The following is a 16,988-nucleotide window of genomic DNA, read 5'->3' as shown; positions in this document are numbered from 1 at the left end:
TGGCCCGTGACGGCAAACGTGCTGGAGCACCGGCGGGCGAAGGCCTTCGCCGAGGCGCTGGAGGCCCACCAGGCGGAGCAACGCGCTGCGGCCAACGCCGAATCGGACAACGCCACTGCCACCGGCGCCGGTTCGGCCGCAAGGGCCGAACTGGTCGGTCTGACCGACGCGCTGCGGGCGCTGCCCGGGCCGGTGCTGGACCGGGAGGTCCGCACGGTCCAACGCGCCCAGCTGATGGCCGCGTTCGAGCAGGCCTTCGCCGACGGGACGGGCACCCCGGTGCCCCGCCAACGCCGCCACCGGGCGATCCGGACGGCGCCGCGCGGCCGCTGGAGCCGCCGGTTCGCGATCGGCGGACTGGTCGCCGGGCTCGCCGTGGGCAGCCTGGCCGGCGCCGCCGCGGCCAGCTCCAACGCCCTCCCCGGGGACACGCTGTACGGCCTCAAGCGCGGGATGGAAGGACTCCGGCTCGACTTCGCGGGCTCCGACTCCGAACGCGGCGAACTGCTGCTCGACAACGCGGCCACCCGGCTCGGCGAGGCCAAGACCCTGGTCGGCCGCACCGGTCCGGCCGGCGCGCTCAGCCCGGCCACCGTCGAACAGGTCCGCCGCGCCCTGAACGACATGCACGCCGACGCCCTCAAGGGCCGCGAGCTGCTGCGTTCGGTCTATCGCAGCAACGGCTCGCTCGACCCGATGCGGGCCCTGGCCGGGTTCGCCCACGACGAGGACGGCCGGTGGAGCGAGCTGCAGGGCAGGCTGCCCGTCCAGCTCACCCGGCAGGCCGACCTGGTGAACCGGCTCTTCGACGACATAAGCGAGGACGTCGCGCCCCTGCGCCTGGTCCTGCCCCCCGCCGAGAGCGGTGGCACGGCCGGCACCGGAGCGGGCGACGGCTCGTCCGGCTCGACCGGCGGTTCCCCGGCCGGCTCCCCCGCGGCCGGCTCCGGCACCACGGCCGGCGCCGACAAGGCCCCGGGCTCCGGCGCCGACAACCGCCCCGGCGCCACCGAGCACGCCCCGGCCGGCTCCGGCGCCTCCGGCAACGGCGGCAAGGGCGGCGTCCTGCCGGACACCCTGCCCAGCAGCGCCCCGGATGCCGTCAACGGCCTGGTCGGCGGCCTCACCAGCGGGCTCACCGGCACCAAGCCCTCGCCGAGCGCCGACGCGGCCCCGCCGCAGGCACCGCGGCCGGCCACGCCCAGCGCCCCGAACGCGGCCCAGCCGCAGGGCGTCGAGGTGCCCCCGCTGCTCCCGGACCTGCTGCCCGGGCTGCGCATCCTGGGCGGCTGACGGCAGGACGGCGAGGGCCCGGCGGAGTGCGATATCCGCCGGGCCCTCGCCGTACCCGGCGGCCTTCCGGAAGAGCACCGCCGGAGGAACACCGTCAGAAGAACACCGAACGCCGCTGCACCAGCAGCTGGTAGAGGGTGTGCTGGATGGTCTCGCGCACCTCGTCGGCCAGGTCGAAGACCAGCATCGGGTCGTCCGCCGCCTCCGCCGGGTAGGTGTCGGTGGCGATCGGCTCGCCGAAGCGGATCGTCCACTTGGTCGGCAGCGGCAGCACCCCGAGCGGGCCCAGCCACGGGAAGGTCGGGGTGATCGGCACGTACGGCAGGCCCAGCAGCCGGGCCAGCGTCTTCACGTTGCCGATCATCGGGTAGGTCTCCTCCGCCCCGACGATCGAGCAGGGCACGATCGGCACCCGGGCCCGCAGCGCCGAGGCGACGAAGCCGCCGCGGCCGAACCGCTGGAGCTTGTAGCGCTCGGAGAACGGCTTGCCGATGCCCTTGAAGCCCTCCGGCCAGACCCCGACCACCTCGCCGCGCTCCAGCAGGGCCTGGGCGTCCTCGTTGCAGGCCAGCGTGTGGCCGGCCTTGCGGGCCAGCTCGTTGATGCCGGGCAGCACGAAGACCAGGTCGGCGGCGAGCATCCGCAGGTGCCGTCGGGCGGGGTGGTGGTCGTGGATGACCACCTGGGTCATCAGGGCGTCCAGCGGGATCGTCCCGGAGTGGTTGGCGACGATCAGCGCGCCGCCCTCGGCCGGGATGTGCTCCACGCCCTGGACGTCGATCCGGAAGTACTTCTCGGCCAGCGGGCGCAGCAGCGAGAGCAGCACCTCCTCGGTGAGCTCCCGGTCGAAGCCGAACTCGTCCACCTCGTAGTCGCCGGTCACCCGGCGGCGCAGGAAGGCCAGCCCCTCGGCGGCACGGCCCTCCCAGCCCTTGCCGAACAGCCGGGTGGCGGCCGGGCCGAGCGGCCCGGACAGCGCCCCGCCGACGGCCCCGGCGAGCCGGTCGGCCAGTTTCGGCCCCTCGGGCGAGGTCCAGCTGGGGGCGGACTCGATCGGGATGACCTTGGCCTCGCCCGGCGCGTTCTCGGCTGCGGCACTCATCGCGGGTTCAGCTCCTCGGTCGGCGGGGGCGGTTCGGTACGGTGTCCGGTCCGGCGGGCAGACCGGCGGGCTCGACCCCTTCCGGGCCGAGCAGGGCGGTCAGCCGGTCGGTGGCGGCGGCCAGCCGCTCGGGTGGCAGCAGGCCCGGGCCCCCGGCGGCGGCGAAGTCGGCGAAGGCCTCCGGAGTGCTGAACGCCGGACGGTAGCCCAGGGTGTCGCGCAGCCGTGCGGTGTCCACCACCCGGCCGTGGGTGAGCAGCCGCAACTGCTCGGGCGAGACGTCCACCAACCGGGTCTGCCGGGCCAGCGCGGCCATCCAGCTGACCGCGGGCAGCAGCAGCGGCAGCATGGGCCGGCCGAGCCGGCGGGCGCACTGGGAGAGCAGCAGGACGCCCTCCCCCGCCACGTTGAAGGTCCCGGTGTTGACGGTGCCCGGTGCGGGCTCGCCGGCGGCCCGGCAGAGCACCGCGACGGCGTCGTCCTCGTGCACGAACTGCAGCCGCGGGTCGTAGCCCAGGACGGTCGGCAGCACGGGCAGCGCGAAGTACTCGCTGAGCGGGGTGTCCGCGTTCGGGCCGACGATGTTGGCGAAGCGCAGCACCGTCACCGCGACGTCCGGGCGGCGCCGGGCGAAGCCGCGCACGTAGCCCTCGACCTCCGCCGCGTCCTTGGCGAAGCCGCCGCCGGGCGGGTCCTTGGGCTGCATCCGCTCGCTGAACACGGCCGGGTCGCGGGGCGCGGAGCCGTAGACGCCGGTGGTGGACTTCACCACCAGTCGGCGCACCCCGGGGGCCTTCTGGCAGGCGCCGAGCAGCTGCATGGTGCCGATCACGTTGGACTCCTTCACCGCGGAGCGGTTGGTGGAGCCCAGCCCGGTGGCGCTGACGCTGAGGTGCACCACGGTGTCCACCTGGTGCTCGGCGAGCACCCGGGAGAGCACCGGGCGGCGCAGGTCGAGCTGGTGGAAGCGGTACGGGGCGGCCGGGCCGGCCGGCTCCTCGGGCGGCAGCCCGGGCGGCTGCACGTCCACGCCGACCACCAGGTCCACGCCCGGTCGGCGGCGGACCTCGGCGACGAAGCGGGCACCGAGATGGCGTGCCACGCCGGTGACGAGCACGACCACACCCACGGTGCTGCACCCCATTCCCTCGGCCCGAGCGGCCTGCGTGCACCGTACCGTGCCGCCCCGCCGGGCCGGGAAACGACACCGCCCGCCCGGGCCACGACGGGCCCGGGCGGGCGGTGGAAGCGCTGGGCGCGCTAGGCGCGGCCGGGGGCGCTTACTTCTTGTTGCGACGCTGAACGCGAGTCCGCTTCAGAAGCTTGCGGTGCTTCTTCTTGGCCATACGCTTGCGACGCTTCTTGATGACAGAGCCCACGGAACAACCCTCGCTCACTGAGACTCTCGCCCGTGAGAGACGGAGTCCATACGACTGACGTGAGGGCCTAGCCTACCTTCCGGTTGCCCGGGGCTGTAAATCGCGCCCCCGGCAGCCGGAGAACTCGGGGGAAATCCCCGGCGAACGGGTGCGGGGCCCACCGGTGTGGATCCCGCACCCGCGCGCCGCCGCTACGCGCTCTCGAGCCGCACGTAGGACTCCTTGAGGTACTCGTGCACCGCCTGCTGGGGCACCCGGAAGGACCGTCCGACCCGGATGGCCGGCAGCTCTCCGCTGTGCACCAGCCGGTACACCGTCATCTTGGACACCCGCATGACCGCGGCGACCTCCGCCACGGTCAGGAAGACGACTTCCTGAAGGGGGCGCTCGACGGAACTCATGACCATCACCCGACCCTTACCCGTGTGCAAGGCACCGGCTTCCCCTCCGGTGACTCCACCGGCACACGTGTATCCCCAGAGTAGTTATGGGTGGTACCAGTGGGAAGAGGGGAAGTGCAGTCCTCGTACGGTGAGAGATAGGACTGTTGCAGTACGTAGCCGCCCCGCGGATGGCACCGCCCGGGGTACGCACGGCCCGGGCCAGGCGCGGCCGGGAGGGCGGGTTCAGGCCAGCAGTCCGTGCTGGGGGAACACCGCTCGGCGGGTGGCGAGGATGGCCTGATCGAGTCGGTCGGCCGGATCGTAACCCGAGTCGAAGTCGCGCCAGGCCGGGCGGGCGCCGTCGGTCATCCGCAGCGGGGCCGGGCGGCGGGTGCGGCGGTAGACCTCGGCGCGCCAGGACTCGGGGGTCTCGGTGGCCGGGTCGACGGGCCGGGCGGCGGCGGTGGCGACCAGGTGAGTCCAGGTGCGCGGGACGACGTCGACCACGGCGTAGCCGCCTCCGCCGGTGGCCACCCAGCGGCCGCCGGCGTGCTGGTGGGCGAGGTCGTGCAGCGCCTCGGCGATCAGCCGCTGGGCGTCCACGGTGACGGCGAGGTGGGCGAGCGGGTCCTCCAGGTGCGTGTCGGCGCCGTGCTGGGTGACCAGGACCTGCGGCCGGAAGGCGTCGAGCAGTTCGGGCACCAGGGCGTGGAAGGCGCGCAGCCAGCCGGCGTCGCCGGTGCCCGCGGGCAGCGGCAGGTTGGCGGCGGAGCCGGGGGCGTCCTCGCCGCCGGTCTCGATCGACCAGCCGGTCTGCGGGAAGAGCGTGGCCGGGTGCTCGTGCAACGAGATGGTGAGCACCCGGGGGTCGTTCCAGAAGGCCGCCTGGACGCCGTCGCCGTGGTGGACGTCCACGTCGACGTAGGCGACCCGCTCGGCCCCGAGTTCGAGCAGCCGGGCGATGGCCAGCGCCGGGTCGTTGTAGACGCAGAATCCGGAGGCCTTGCCGGGCATCGCGTGGTGCAGCCCGCCGGCGAAGTTGACGGCGTGCGGGGTCTCGCCGCGCCAGACCGCCTCGGCGGCGGCCACGGACTGGCCGGCGATCAGTGCGGAGGCCGAGTGGATCGCCGGGAAGGACCAGTTGTCGTCGGTGCCGAGTCCGTGCAGGGGGTCGGAGCGCTCGGGGTGGGCGGCGGCATTCCGGACCGCCTCGATGTACTCCCGGGTGTGCACCAGCCGGAGGGTGGACTCGCCGGCGGGCGGCGCGGAGCGGACGGTCACCCCGGGCCCGGTGCTCAGTCCGAGTGCCTCGACCAGCCGCATGGTGAGGGCCAGCCGGGTCGGGTCCATCGGGTGGCCGGGGCCGAAGTCGTAGGCGGTGACGGCCTCGTCCCAGAAGAGGTGCAGGCCGCAGGGGGTGTCACGCTCGGCTTCGGGCATGGCCTCCACCGTAGCGGGTGGCGGTGGCAGGGCTGCCGCCAGGGCGCGCCGGGGCCGTGCTCGTGGGTACGGCCGGACGGCAGGTGCGCGATGAAACTACGGAAGTTGTGGGGCGGCTGTGGAGGCGGGTGTTGAGGCGGTGCAGACAAAAGCTTTGCGACTCCATATCCTCTCCGCCATGAAGCCATTCAGCGTGCAACGCCTTGGGGTAATTCTCGCTGCAATACTGGGATTTGGCGTGTTCTTCGCCGCCCAGCCGGCCTCCGCCGCGGTCAGCGGCACCACCTTCGCGGTCGACAAGCCGACGGCGAAGGCGGGAGACCAGCTGACCCTGACGCTGTCCCTCACCAACACCGAGAACAGCGCCATCTACTTCGCCTACGAGTCCGTCCAGCCGACCTGGCCGGCCAACACGCAGGCCGGAGCGTTCACCGTCGTCGGCTGCACCGGCGACACCTCCGACTGTGCGATCAACGGGAACAGCGCCAACTTCCACTTCAACGCGCCGATCGCGCCCGGGGCGACGAAGAGCGTCACGCTCACCGTCAAGATCACCGACACCCCGTCGTGGGGCACCGCACCGTACACACTGAACTGGGCGCCGTACGTCTACTACGAGTTCGGCCAGGTGGGCGGCACCACCACGGCCAAGGACCAGAGCTGGACCTTCGGCCTGCCCGAGCTCCAGACCGTGATCAGCTGACCCCACGCCCCGTCGACCGCCCCCGCCGTCACCCGACGGCGGGGGCCAGGGCCGGTGCCGGGGCGAAGCGGCCGGCCAGCGGCAGGACGGCAAGCACCAGCAGCATCGGGGCGAGCAGCGCCCAGCGGTACGAGCTCGCGTCCGCGATCGCCCCGACCAGCGGCGAACCCAGCAGGAAACCCGCGTAGTTGAAGAGGTTGAGCCGGGCCACCGCGGCGTCCGAGTCGGCCGGGAAGAGCCGGCCGCCGGCCGCGAACACCTGCGGGATGATCGCGCAGATGCCGAAGCCCAGCACGGTGAAGCCGGCAATGCCCGCCCAGGCGGCGGGCGCGAGGGCGGCCACTGCGAAGCCGAGCGCGGCCAGCGCGGCACCGGCGCGGACCACCGGAACGGCGCCGAAGTGCTGCACCGCGCGGTCGCCCAGGGCGCGGCCGAGCAGCATCGCGACCATGTAGCCCAGGTAGGAGAGCTTGGCGAGGTCCTCCGGGCTGCCCAGCCCGTCGGTGAGGTACTTGACGCTGTAGTTGGAGACCGAGGCGTCCGCGATGTACGCGAAGGCCATCGCCAGGCAGAGCGGCAGCAGCGGACGCCAGGGGACGGACCGGGCGGCGGCCTCGGCGGCCTCCCGGACGGCGTCGCCGAGTTCGGCCGGGCCGGCGGTGGGGGTCGCCCCGGCCGAAGGCCGGGGGAGGGTGCCGGTCAGCACGGCAAGGGGGGCGACCACGGCGGCGGCCGTGCCGAACAGCACCGGCAGCCCGAGGGCGTAGTGCGAGCCGAGGCCTGCCAGGGCCGCGCCGAGGATGCCGCCGAGGCTGAACGCGGCATGGAAGCCGATCATGATCGAGCGGCCGTAGCGGTGCTGGAGCCCCACCCCGAGCATGTTCATACTGGCGTCCAGCGCGCCCACCAGGAGGCCGAACGCGCCGAGCGCCAGGGCGAGTTGCCACAGCGTGCCGCCCAGTCCGACGGCCGCCAGGCTGAGGCAGACGGCGGGCTGGACCACCCGCAGCACGGCCCGCGCGCCGGTGCGCTTCACCAGCTGCTCGGAGAGGATCGAGCCGACCCCGGCCAGGACCGGCACCGCGGCCAGGAAGACCGGCAGCAGCCCGTCGCTCAGCCCGTACCGGTGCTGGATCTCCGGGATGCAGGTGACCAGCAGGGCGAAGACGGTGCCCTGGAGCAGGAAGCTGACGGCGAGCGCGGCCCGCCCGGCGCGCAGGCCGGGCGGGATCGTGGGGGGTGCGGCACTCAAGCGGACCTCCAGGCGACCTCGCTACCGACCGGTAGGACGATGTTGGCGAGAGCGTAGGGGGTGCGCCGCGATTGCGGGAGGGGTCGCGCAGGGACTTCTGCCGCGGGTTTCCGCGGACCGTTTCCCCGCGGCTTCCCGCTACTTCCCGCCCGAGGCCAGCTCCCGGGAGCGGTCCCGGGCCGCCTCCAGGGCGCCGAGCAGGGCGGCCCGCACCCCGTGGTTCTCCAGCTCGCGGATCGCCGCGATGGTGGTGCCGGCCGGGGAGGTGACCGCCTCGCGCAGCTTCACCGGGTGCTCGCCGGAGTCGCGCAGCATCACCGAGGCGCCGATCGCGGACTGCACGATCAGGTCGTGCGCCACCTGCCGGGGCAGCCCGAGCAGGATGCCGGCGTCGGTCATCGCCTCGACCAGGAAGTAGAAGTAGGCCGGACCGGAGCCGGACAGCGCGGTGGCCGCGTCCTGCTGGGACTCGGGCAGCCGCAGCGCCTTGCCGACCGAGCTGAAGATCTCCTCGGCGCGCACCAGGTGCTCCTCGCCCGCGTGCGAGCCGGCCGAGATGACGCTCATCCCCTCGTCCACCAGGACCGGGGTGTTGGGCATCACCCGGACCACCGGGGTACCCGGCGCCAACCGCTCCTCGAACCAGGCGGTGGGGACGCCGGCCGCGGCCGAGATCACCAGCCGGTCCGGACCGACGTGCGGGGCCAGCTCGTCCAGCAGAGCGCCCATGTCCTGCGGCTTGACCGCGAGGATCAGGGTGTCGGCGAGCTTGGCGGCCTCGATGTTGGAGACGGCCACCACGCCGTAGCGGGCCGCGAGTTCGACCGCGCGCTCGGGACGCCGGGCGGTCACCAGGACGTCGGCCGGGTTCTTGCCGGCCCGCAGCAGACCGGAGAGCAGGGCCTCGCCGATCTTGCCGGTGCCCAGGAAGGCGATCTTCTGTCCGTGTGCTGCGCTGCTGCCCATGGTCCACTCCTTGCCTCGGTGCTGCGGCCATCCTCGCACCGCCCGGCGGCACCCGCGGGGACCGTCCGCTCCGTGGTCGCCACGGACCCGAACGACCCTGCCCCTAGGGAGAAATCTCGGGGGTTTCCCCTATGGCCTCCGGGCTCCGGCGGGCGCACCGTGGAGCCATGGCACACGACGAAATGTCCCGACGTGAGAACCGGCAACTCGCCGTCGCCTCGGCGACCGTGGGTCCGTGGCGGACCGCCGCGGGGGTCGGTGCGGTGGTGGGGGCGACGGCCCTGGGGATCGAGGCGATCTCCGGGAACTGGTCGCTGAGCATGCTGGCCTCACCGGCCGGCTGGGGCCTGTTCTTCTTCTTCCTGGTCGGCACCGTCGGCGGCCAACTGCGGCGCGACACCGCCGACCGGCGGCTGCGCCGCTGGGCGAACGAACACCCGTGGCAGGCTGCGCTCCCGGCGGCCGGCGGCCTGCTGGCGCTGAACACGCTGGCCCAGCTGTTCCTCGGCGACGCGGGCCTGTTCGACGCCTTCTTCGTCTCGCTGCTGCCGGCCGGCCTGCTGCTGGCGATCGCCGGGGTGGTCGGGTCGGTCAAGCAGGCCCGTGGCAAGGACTGAGCAGCCGGAGGACCGGGCAGCGGCGCGGTTCCGCACGAAGCGGGGCGAGCACCGGCTGCGGCACGGTCAGCGCTTGCGCTTGGCGCCGGGCCGGCCACTGCGGCCGGCCCGGAGCTTCCCGTGCTGCTCGACGGCCCGCTGGTAGGCGGCCCGCTTGACGCCCTCGCCGGGGGCCTCGACCAGGCTGCGGGCGAAGTAGGCGGCCAGGGAGCCGGCCCCGCCGATCAGCCAGACCGCGCCGAGCGACGTGTCCTCGGCCATCCAGCCGGTCAGCTGGTCCTTGCCCTCGGTGAGCACCTTCCAGGTGCGCCGCACGGCCATCATCGAGCAGACCACGATGGCGGCGGTCAGCAGCCCGTTCACGAAGCCGCCGCTGTCGGAGAGCGCGACGCCCTCGACGCCGAAGCGCAGCACCAGCACGGCGGCGGCGGTCGCGGCCAGGGCACCGACCGAGACGGCGACCCGGCGCAGCCAGTAGCCGTTGTCCCGGTTGAGCCAGCTGGTGCCGAAGAAGCGGATCGGCTCCGGCTCGGGGGTGCCGGCGGGGGCGGGGGCGGGGATGGGGGGCTGCTCGCTCACGCCGTCGATTATCACCCGACCGCCGCATGCGGCGGAGGAGCCGTCCCGGCCTGCGGGACGGCTCCTCCTCGGTCCGTGCGGGCTCAGCCGAGCTTGCTCACGTCCCGGACGGCGCCCTTGTCCGCCGAGGTGGCCATCGCCGCGTACGCCCGCAGGGCCTGGCTGACCTGCCGGTCGCGGCTCTTCGGCCGGTAGCCGCCCGCGGCCTCCAGGACGCGGCGGCGCTCGGCCAGGACCTCGTCCGGGACCTCCAGGGAGATCCGGCGGCCGGGGATGTCGATGGCGATGGTGTCACCGTCCTCGACCAGCGCGATGGTGCCGCCGGAGGCCGCCTCCGGGGAGGCGTGGCCGATGGACAGGCCCGAGGTGCCGCCGGAGAAACGGCCGTCGGTGACCAGCGCGCAGGCCTTGCCCAGGCCCCGGCCCTTGAGGAAGGAGGTCGGGTAGAGCATCTCCTGCATGCCCGGGCCGCCCTTGGGGCCCTCGTAGCGGATGACGACGACGTCGCCCTCCTTGACCCGCTTGGCGAGGATCGCCTCGACCGCGTCCTCCTGGGACTCGACCACGACGGCCGGGCCGCTGAAGGTCCAGATCGACTCGTCCACGCCGGCGGTCTTCACGATGCAGCCGTCCTCGGCGAGGTTGCCGTACAGCACGGCCAGGCCGCCCTCGACCGAGTAGGCGTGCTCGACGCTGCGGATGCAGCCCCTGGCGGCGTCGGTGTCCAGCGACTCCCAGCGCTCGGACTGCGAGAAGGCCTCGGCGGAGCGGACGCAGCCGGGGGCGGCGTGCCACAGCTCGACGGCCTCGTCGGACGGGGAGCCGCCGCGCACGTCCCAGGTCTTGAGCCACTCGGCGAGCGAGTCGGCGTGCACGGTGTGGACGTCCTCGTTGAGCAGCCCGGCCCGGTACAGCTCGCCCAGGATGGCCGGGATGCCGCCGGCCCGGTGCACGTCCTCCATGTAGTACGAGCCGTTCGGCGCGACCTTGGACAGGCAGGGCACCTTGCGGGAGATCGCGTCGATGGCCCGCATGTCGAAGTCCAGCTCGGCCTCCTGGGCGGCGGCGAGCAGGTGCAGGATGGTGTTGGTCGAGCCGCCCATGGCGATGTCCAGGGCCATGGCGTTCTCGAAGGCGGCGCGGGTGGCGATCGCACGGGGCAGCACCGAGGCGTCGTCGCCGCCGTAGTAGCGGTTGGCGATCCCGACGACGGTCTGCCCGGCCTTCTCGTACAGTGCCCGGCGGGCGGTGTGGGTGGCGAGCACCGAGCCGTTGCCGGGCAGCGAGAGGCCGATAGCCTCGGTCAGGCAGTTCATCGAGTTGGCGGTGAACATGCCTGAGCACGAGCCGCAGGTGGGGCAGGCGTTCTCCTCGATGATCGCGATGTCCTCGTCGGAGACGTTCTCGTTGACCGCCTGGGAGATCGCGTCGACCAGGTCGAGCTTGCGCACCGTGCCGTCGACCAGGGTGGCCTTGCCGGCCTCCATGGGGCCGCCGGAGACGAACACGGTCGGAATGTCGAGGCGCAGCGCGGCCATCAGCATGCCCGGGGTGATCTTGTCGCAGTTGGAGATGCAGATCAGGGCGTCGGCGCAGTGCGCGTTGACCATGTACTCGACCGAGTCGGCGATCAGGTCGCGCGAGGGCAGCGAGTACAGCATGCCGCCGTGGCCCATCGCGATGCCGTCGTCCACGGCGATGGTGTTGAACTCGCGCGGGATGCCGCCCGCCTGCTTGATCGCCTCGGAGACGATCCGGCCGACCGGCTGGAGGTGGGTGTGACCGGGGACGAACTCGGTGAAGGAGTTGGCGACCGCGATGATCGGCTTGCCGAAGTCCTCGCGGGCTACGCCGGCCGCCCGGAGAAGCGCCCGGGCGCCTGCCATGTTGCGACCGTGGGTGACCGTACGGGACCTCAGCTCGGGCACTGTGCTCCACTCCTTCGGGGCTCGCCGGCTCCCCGCTGCCGGGAGGGTTCGGGGGCCGCTGTGGGTACCGAGCCTACGCCCGCCGTCCGGCCGGCGGACGGTCCGTCCGCGATGCGGGCAGACGGTGGGCGGTCCTCAGCCCCGCTTGACGGCCACGGTGAGGTCCACGACGTACGGCTCGACCACCTGCCCGTCCGGGAACTCGGCCAGCAGCGCCGCGCGCTCGGTGGCGAGCAGCGGTTCGCGCTGCTCGGGGGCGAGCGAGGCGAAGTAGGAGCGCGAGGTGAGGTTGTCGACGACCTGGTCGACGGGCACCTGCCGCTGCCAGCGCAGCTTGGTGCGGGAGACCTCCAGCCCGGCGTCGGCGGCGGGGGCGATCAGCCCGGCGACCCCCTGGTAGCCGTGGTAGCGGCCGGACAGCGCGGCCGACAGCCGCTCGCCGCGGGCGCGCACCCACGGGACGGTCTCGTCGAAGACGTTCCACCAGGCCGCGACGGCGCCGCCGGGCCGCAGCACCCGGACCACCTCGGGGACGGACTTCTCGGGGTGCGTCCAGTGGAAGGCCTGGGCGTAGGTGACCAGGTCGGCGGAGCCGTCGTGGAAGGGCAGGTCGTCGCCGCCGCCGCGGACCACCGGGAGGTGCGGTGAGACGGCCTGGAACTGCGCGGCCATCCCGGCGGAGGGCTCGACGGCGACGACGTCCGCACCGCGGGCCGCCAGCAGGCGGGTGGCGATGCCGGTGCCGGCGCCGACGTCCAGCACCCTGGCGCCCTTGAGCTCACGGCCCCAGAGCCGCTCCAGCTCGTCGAACAGTTCCTCCGGGTAGCCGGGGCGGCCGCGGTCGTACGCGGCGGCCACCGCGCCGAAACTCGCGGCCAGCTCGCGGAAGTCGCGGAGTCCGACGAACTCCTGATCCTTCGTCACCCTTCCCCCTCGGCAAGGCGGTTCGCACCCTCTCGGGCCGGACGGCTCAGCGTACGTGCGAGGGGGTGGCCAGGTGCAAGCGGGTGAAGGCGAGGGCCTCGGCCAGATCGGCCTCGCGTTCGGCGGGGGAGGCCGAGCGGCGGGTGTTGACCTCCAGCACCACGTGGCCGTCGAAGCCGGTGCGGGCCAGGTGCTCCAGCAGCTCGGCGCAGGGCTGCTTGCCGCGGCCGGGGATCAGGTGTTCGTCCTTGCCGGAGCCGCTGCCGTCGGCCAGGTGGACGTGGGCGAGCCGGTCGCCCATCCGCTCGACCATGGCGAAGGTGTCGATCCGGGAGGTGGCGGCGTGCGACAGGTCGATGGTGAAGTGCCGGTACTCCTCGTCGGTGACGTCCCAGCCGGGCGCGTACGCGAGCATCTCGCGGTCGCGGTAGCGCCACGGGTACATGTTCTCGACGGCGAAGCGGACGTCGGTCTCGCCCGCCATCCGGTTGATGCCCTCGACGAACTCCCGTGCGTACTGGCGCTGCCAGCGGAACGGCGGGTGGACGACCACGGCGCTCGCTCCGAGCTTCTCGGCCGCCGCCCGGGCCCGGACCAGCTTGGTCCACGGGTCGGTGGTCCACACCCGCTGGGTGATCAGCAGGCAGGGCGCGTGCACGGCCAGGACGGGCAGCTGGTGGGCGTCGGAAAGCCGGCGCAGGGCGTCGATGTCCTGGCTGACCGGGTCGTTCCAGACCATCACCTCGACCCCGTCGTAGCCGAGCTTGGCGGCCAGCTCGAAGGCGACGGCGGTGCTCGCCGGGTACACCGAGGCGGTGGACAGCACCACCTTGGTGTCGGGGATGTGCAGGGCCGGGTGCCGGGGCAGCACCAGCCGGTCGGTGGTGCGCAGCAGCGGCGGGCGGGCGGCCTCGCGCTTGGCTGCCTTGACCGAGCGGACGGACTGGACGGCGGCCTTGGCGGCGCCTGCGGCCCGGGCGGTGCGGGTCTCCTTCGGGGCGGGCTGCTTCGCGGCGGCGCTCTTCGGGGCGGGCTTCCCGGCGGTGGCCTGCTTCGTGGCGGCCGGTTTCGTGGTGGCCGGTTTCGCCGCTGTCGTCCTCGGGGCGGCGGTCTTCGTGGCGGCGGTCTTCGTGGCGGCAGCCCTCGCTGCGGCCGTCTTGGCGGCTGCCGTCCTCGCCGCAGCCGTCTTGGCCGCTGCCGTCTTCGCTGCGGCCGTCTTCGCGGTGCGCTGGGCGGCCTTGACCGCCTTCGCGGCCTGCTTCGCGGCCTGGGCGGCGGTGGCGCCCGTGACCGCCTTGCCGAGCCGGCGGCGCGGGCCGTCCGACCGCGACTGCCCGTTCCCGGGAGTGCGGCCCTCCTGCGTTCCGTCCTCGCCCGCTGGTTGCACCACGGGAGACAGCGTAAGCGGAGCACGCTGCGAACGGGGCGGGACGACAGGCGCAGTGACCATCGGCACGTTGTGTCGGGGGCGGTCGATCGGTGGTCGATTCGGTCATTGGTCGGTGCCGAACCGGGGCGGGTGTCCGGCGCCCGGGTGTCGCGGTGCCGCCCGGCGGGACGGCCGTCCCGGGCGCGCCCGGGTTACGGGGTGAGCGCCGGGCGGCGGCGGTCGGCGGGGCTGTCCATGGCGTCCAGACGGCGCAGGATGATGCCCTCGCGCAGCGCCCACGGGCAGACGTCCAGCTCGTCCAGGCCGAACAGGTCCATCGCCGCGTCGGCGACCAGCGCGCCGGCCAGCAGCTGCTTGGCCCGGCCCTCGGAGACACCGGGGATCTGCGCGCGCTGGGCGACGGTCATCGCGGACAGCCGGGGCAGCCAGGCGGCCAGCCCGCTGCGGGTGAGCCGGCGGTCGGCGTACGGGCCGGCGTCGGCCGGGGCGGCGCCGGTCATCCGGGCCAGCTGCTTGAAGGTCTTGGAGGTGGCGACCGCGTGCCGCGGCGGGCCGAGCCGGGTGATCTCGCCGACCACGGTGGCGAGCTCGGCCCGGATGTGGCGTCTCAGCTCGCGCAGCCCGTCCGGGTCGGCGACGTCCCCCGGCAGCCAGCGGGCGGTCAGCCGACCGGCACCCAGCGGCAGCGAACAGGCGACGTCCGGCTGCTCGTCCAGGCCGCAGGCGATCTCCAGCGAGCCGCCGCCGATGTCCAGGTTGAGCAGCCGGCCCGAGGACCAGCCGAACCAGCGGCGGACGGCCAGGAAGGTGAGCCGGGCCTCGTCCTGCCCGGAGAGCACGCGCAGCTCGACGCCGGTCTCGGCGGTCACCCGGCGCAGCACCTCCTCGCCGTTGGTGGCCTCGCGCACGGCGGAGGTGGCGAACGGGAGGATGTCGACGACGCCCTTGTCCTCGGCGACCCGCAGCGAGGAGGAGACGTGGCCGACCAGCCGCTCGATGCCGGCCTCGCTTATCGCGCCGTCCGCGTCCAGCAGCTCGGCGAGGCGCAGCTCGGCCTTGTGCGAGTACGCGGGCAGCGGGGCAGCGCCCGGATGGGCGTCCACCACGAGGAAGTGGACCGTGTTGGAACCTACGTCGAGCACACCGAGTCGCATAACTCTCCACGCTACGCGATCCGGATCCTGGTGAAGGGGGGTGCGGCGGTATTCACGCTGGTCCGGGACCGGTCGGCGGGCAGGCCCTCGATCCGGCGGATCCGGTCGTCCGTGCCCGTACCGCCCGGGCGGTCAGTGGCCGCGCGGGCGCCCGGAGGGGCGGTCGGTGGCGGGCCTGGGCCGGAGTGTCGGTGGTCAGGCCGTCGACGTCCCGGGCGGTCACCGGCTGCCAGGACTGCCCGCTGTCGCGCCTCCGGACGCCCGCCTCTCGCGCTTCGGTGGCCCGTTGCGACGGCCGACCGTCACAACAGGCCGTCCCACAGCTGCTCCACGATGACGGCCCACCAGTTCTCCGGGTCGGCGAAGACCGTGCCGTCCGCCTCCGCCAGCGCGCGCTGCAGGGCGTCCACCGCGCCGCCCGCGGCCACCGGGTCGAGCCCGCGCAGAGCAGGCCACCAGCCGGCGAGCAGTTCCAGGCAGCGGACGAAGGCGCGCAGGCTCGCGTTGCAGTGGCGGGCGGTCGCGTAGTCCGGGTCGACCGCCCGGACGGCGCCGTCCGCCGGGTCGAGGGCCAGCAGCGCCCAGCCGTCCGTCCCCAGCACCAGCTGCCCGGCCAGCGCCAGGCGCTCCCGCTCGGCCGCCCGTGTGCCACGGCCGAGCTCGGCCAGGTGCGCGGCGAGCAGGGGCAAGGCGCCACCCTGGCGGGTGCCGTCGGCGATCGCCTCCGCGCCCGGGTGGTGCAGCGCGAAGAACCCCGGCACGGCCACCGGGACACCCACCGTCAGCAGCAACGCGGCCGCGTCCCCGGGCAGTTCGGCGCGGGCGACGTCCGCCGGCTCGAAGCGCTGGACGCCCGCCGGGCCGAACCGCTCCGCGAGCCGGGCGGCGAGCGCCGCGTCGGTCTCGTCGGGTGCGTTGCGCACCGCGCGGGGGAAGGGCACCCGGTTGCGGGCCGGACCGTCCGGCGGCGCGGGCAGCGCCCGTACGGCGGCGGCCCGGTGGTCGAAGCGCGGGCCGTACGGGAGCTCGAAGTCGATCCGGGCGTGGGGCAGTTCGGCGGCCAGCGCGTACGACCAGTAACCGCCGGGCAGGGCGCTCGGCCGCAGGTCGGTCCGGACGGCCAGCACGTCCTCGGCGGCGACGCCCTGCTCGCGCAGCCACCACCAGCCGCGCAGCGCGGGGTGCGGCAGGCCCCCCGCGGAACGCAGGGCCAGGGACCGCTCCTCGCCCGTGCCGTCCCGGTAGGTCAGCTCGGCCCGGGCGCCCCGGCCGGTCGCCGGTGGGAGGGTCGGGTCGTAGCCGCCGGCACCGACGAAGTCCCGGTACAGCCCGATCACTTCGTCCACCGGAACCGAGGGCCACACCGAGAACCGACCGCTGTCCCGGTCCACCACGGCGCAGGCAGCCCCCACCTCCTCGGGCGCCCGCCGCTCCCCCGTCCGCGGGTCCACCACCGCCCGGGCGGGCTCGGCCCACACCACCCAGCCGAGCTCGAACTCGTGGGTGCACACCCGCCGCACCGCTCCGGCGCCCTGCGGCAGATCCCCGTTGATCCACCGGTGCCCCGCCTCCACCGCCTGCGCCCGCGAAATCACCCGGCCACCCCCGTCCCGTCCACTCCCCGACGCCCATCCCGGCCCGACCCGCGACCCTACGCCCCCACGCCGGGCCCGCACCAAGCACCGGAAGTCGGACAGGCCGACTTCTCGCACCACTTCTCCCAACCGCTCGGTGTACTCCTTGACGCAGGAGACGTCCTCGATCTCCAACCGCGCGGCCAGGTGCTCGGCCACCGGCCACGGCACCGCCAGAGGGTCCTCCAGGAACAACCCGATGTAGCGGACCGTGCACATCCGGAGAGCGAAGCTTATCTTCAGC

At 74.0% G+C, this 16,988-nt stretch carries 16 protein-coding genes; 3 read left to right on the top strand and 13 right to left on the bottom strand.

Translation table 11 applies throughout. The features are described 5' to 3' along the window. The first annotated feature begins 6 nt into the window (after positions 1-6). On the top strand, positions 7-1,293 hold the full coding sequence (locus tag AB0O11_RS01680; protein ID WP_363380625.1) for a DUF5667 domain-containing protein: 1,287 nt from the start codon (positions 7-9) through the stop codon (positions 1,291-1,293). A 94-nt stretch (positions 1,294-1,387) separates the two neighbouring features. On the opposite strand, the gene AB0O11_RS01675 is transcribed toward AB0O11_RS01680, so the two are convergent. From AB0O11_RS01675 to AB0O11_RS01655, 5 genes are all read right to left on the bottom strand, one after another. Then, positions 1,388-2,395, bottom strand: a complete 1,008-nt coding sequence (locus AB0O11_RS01675) for a lysophospholipid acyltransferase family protein (protein ID WP_363380622.1) — start codon at positions 2,393-2,395, stop codon at positions 1,388-1,390. Positions 2,396-2,402: 7 nt separating this feature from the next. Next, complete coding sequence (locus tag AB0O11_RS01670; RefSeq protein WP_363380619.1) at positions 2,403-3,524, bottom strand: NAD-dependent epimerase/dehydratase family protein; 1,122 nt, start codon at positions 3,522-3,524, stop codon at positions 2,403-2,405. Between the two features lie 151 nt (positions 3,525-3,675). Next, entirely contained in the window at positions 3,676-3,774 is a 99-nt protein-coding gene (locus AB0O11_RS01665) for an AURKAIP1/COX24 domain-containing protein (protein ID WP_003948845.1), read from the bottom strand. A gap of 191 nt (positions 3,775-3,965) precedes the next feature. Beyond that, positions 3,966-4,175, bottom strand: coding sequence for a helix-turn-helix domain-containing protein (locus AB0O11_RS01660; RefSeq protein WP_045699258.1), 210 nt, complete (start codon positions 4,173-4,175; stop codon positions 3,966-3,968). A 225-nt stretch (positions 4,176-4,400) separates the two neighbouring features. Then, entirely contained in the window at positions 4,401-5,597 is a 1,197-nt protein-coding gene (locus tag AB0O11_RS01655) for an acetoin utilization protein AcuC (protein ID WP_363380617.1), read from the bottom strand. A gap of 238 nt (positions 5,598-5,835) precedes the next feature. Here AB0O11_RS01655 and AB0O11_RS01650 point away from each other — a divergent pair, with 238 nt between their 5' ends. Continuing rightward, positions 5,836-6,300, top strand: a complete 465-nt coding sequence (locus tag AB0O11_RS01650) for a hypothetical protein (protein ID WP_363380614.1) — start codon at positions 5,836-5,838, stop codon at positions 6,298-6,300. A 28-nt stretch (positions 6,301-6,328) separates the two neighbouring features. Here the strand turns inward: AB0O11_RS01650 and AB0O11_RS01645 are convergent, their stop codons facing one another. Next, positions 6,329-7,552 (bottom strand): MFS transporter, encoded by a 1,224-nt coding sequence (locus AB0O11_RS01645; protein WP_363380612.1) that lies wholly within the window; start codon positions 7,550-7,552, stop codon positions 6,329-6,331. A gap of 138 nt (positions 7,553-7,690) precedes the next feature. Further along, positions 7,691-8,518: a pyrroline-5-carboxylate reductase gene (gene proC, locus AB0O11_RS01640; protein ID WP_363380609.1), complete on the bottom strand. Its 828-nt coding sequence runs from the start codon at positions 8,516-8,518 to the stop codon at positions 7,691-7,693. A gap of 167 nt (positions 8,519-8,685) precedes the next feature. Between proC and AB0O11_RS01635 the strand changes: the two genes are divergently transcribed. After that, positions 8,686-9,135, top strand: coding sequence for a hypothetical protein (locus tag AB0O11_RS01635; RefSeq protein WP_363380606.1), 450 nt, complete (start codon positions 8,686-8,688; stop codon positions 9,133-9,135). A 66-nt stretch (positions 9,136-9,201) separates the two neighbouring features. Here the strand turns inward: AB0O11_RS01635 and AB0O11_RS01630 are convergent, their stop codons facing one another. From AB0O11_RS01630 to AB0O11_RS01605, 6 genes are all read right to left on the bottom strand, one after another. Continuing rightward, positions 9,202-9,714, bottom strand: coding sequence for an EamA/RhaT family transporter (locus AB0O11_RS01630; protein WP_363380603.1), 513 nt, complete (start codon positions 9,712-9,714; stop codon positions 9,202-9,204). A gap of 83 nt (positions 9,715-9,797) precedes the next feature. Further along, positions 9,798-11,642 carry a dihydroxy-acid dehydratase gene (gene ilvD / locus AB0O11_RS01625; protein WP_363380600.1) on the bottom strand — a complete coding sequence of 615 codons (1,845 nt, stop codon included), beginning with the start codon at positions 11,640-11,642 and terminating at the stop codon, positions 9,798-9,800. Positions 11,643-11,777: 135 nt separating this feature from the next. Next, positions 11,778-12,566, bottom strand: a complete 789-nt coding sequence (locus tag AB0O11_RS01620) for a methyltransferase domain-containing protein (protein WP_363380597.1) — start codon at positions 12,564-12,566, stop codon at positions 11,778-11,780. A gap of 46 nt (positions 12,567-12,612) precedes the next feature. After that, on the bottom strand, positions 12,613-13,416 hold the full coding sequence (locus tag AB0O11_RS01615) for a sugar phosphate isomerase/epimerase (RefSeq protein ID WP_363381252.1): 804 nt from the start codon (positions 13,414-13,416) through the stop codon (positions 12,613-12,615). Positions 13,417-14,147: 731 nt separating this feature from the next. Then, the gene (locus AB0O11_RS01610) at positions 14,148-15,110 is read right to left on the bottom strand and encodes a Ppx/GppA phosphatase family protein (protein ID WP_363380594.1); all 963 of its coding nucleotides are present in this window, start codon (positions 15,108-15,110) and stop codon (positions 14,148-14,150) included. A 302-nt stretch (positions 15,111-15,412) separates the two neighbouring features. After that, positions 15,413-16,981: an SUKH-4 family immunity protein gene (locus AB0O11_RS01605; protein ID WP_363381251.1), complete on the bottom strand. Its 1,569-nt coding sequence runs from the start codon at positions 16,979-16,981 to the stop codon at positions 15,413-15,415. Positions 16,982-16,988 lie beyond the last annotated feature (7 nt).

Origin of the sequence: Kitasatospora sp. NPDC093102 (assembly GCF_040683915.1) — a bacterium.
In the GTDB taxonomy this organism is placed as follows: Bacteria; Actinomycetota; Actinomycetes; order Streptomycetales; family Streptomycetaceae; genus Kitasatospora.
This window is presented reverse-complemented; position numbering and strand designations above follow the sequence as displayed.